Origin of the sequence: Pseudoalteromonas sp. MMG013 (assembly GCF_018100885.1) — a bacterium.
In the GTDB taxonomy this organism is placed as follows: domain Bacteria; phylum Pseudomonadota; class Gammaproteobacteria; order Enterobacterales; family Alteromonadaceae; genus Pseudoalteromonas; species Pseudoalteromonas aurantia.
The window spans coordinates 1-831 of record NZ_JAGJEE010000087.1 but is presented as its reverse complement, the minus strand read 5'-3'; the positions used below and the strand labels follow the sequence as shown (position 1 = coordinate 831).

Below are 831 nucleotides of genomic sequence, written 5' to 3'. Positions count from 1 at the left end.
TGCCCGAAAAGCGAATAAAGAAGATAACTGTACTGGTCGATTTTGGGAAGGGCGCTTTAAATCACAAGCCTTACTTGATGAAGCAGCACTGGCAGCCTGTATGGCATATGTTGATTTAAACCCAATCAGGGCGAAGATGGCTGAGACACCCGAAACCTCAGACTACACCAGTGTAAAAGCTCGTTGTGAACATGCCAAAGAAGGCAAGCAACCGAAACACTTGGCGCGTTTTGCAGGCAGCCCCCGAAAGCACATGCCTAAAGGAATACCGTTTGAATTAAAGTCCTACTTAGAACTGGTAGAGCTAACAGGTCGATGTATGCGAACAGACAAACGTGGCGCTATCAACCCAATCAACTCTCTAATTTTAGATAGGCTCAACATCACCCCTGAAAACTGGTTAAAGCTCACCACCCAATTTACCAAAGTATTCCATGGTGCAGTAGGGCGACCCCAAAAGCTTGATAATTATTGTGCGAGCCTAGAAATAAAACGGCGCGCTAATTATAAGCAATGTGAAAAGTTACTGGCTTAATTTGAGACCACCAAGATAATCACGATATAATCAATACACGATGGTTTATAGGGTTAGGCGTGCCTTATTGCTGGGCATGAGTTCAGTTTTCCCTATTTTTGAGCTCATAGCACATGTAGTTAATTCAATTTTACTAACTAGGTGATATTTCAGGTTGAACATTGCCTGCTTATTGGTTTTAGTTTTTTGAATGGGTGTCGTTGTCCGTTTATTGTCCGTTTGCATCATCATTGTCCGCTTGCATCAATACGAACCTAGCAAGCACATCAGCTTGCTGTTTTGCTTTTCGTGAACTC

At 42.8% G+C, this 831-nt stretch carries 1 pseudogene; it reads left to right on the top strand.

Annotated features, from left to right (window positions below):
* Positions 1–535, top strand: a pseudogene (locus J8L98_RS24445) (transposase); the annotation flags it as partial.
* Between the last annotated feature and the right edge of the window lie 296 nt (positions 536–831).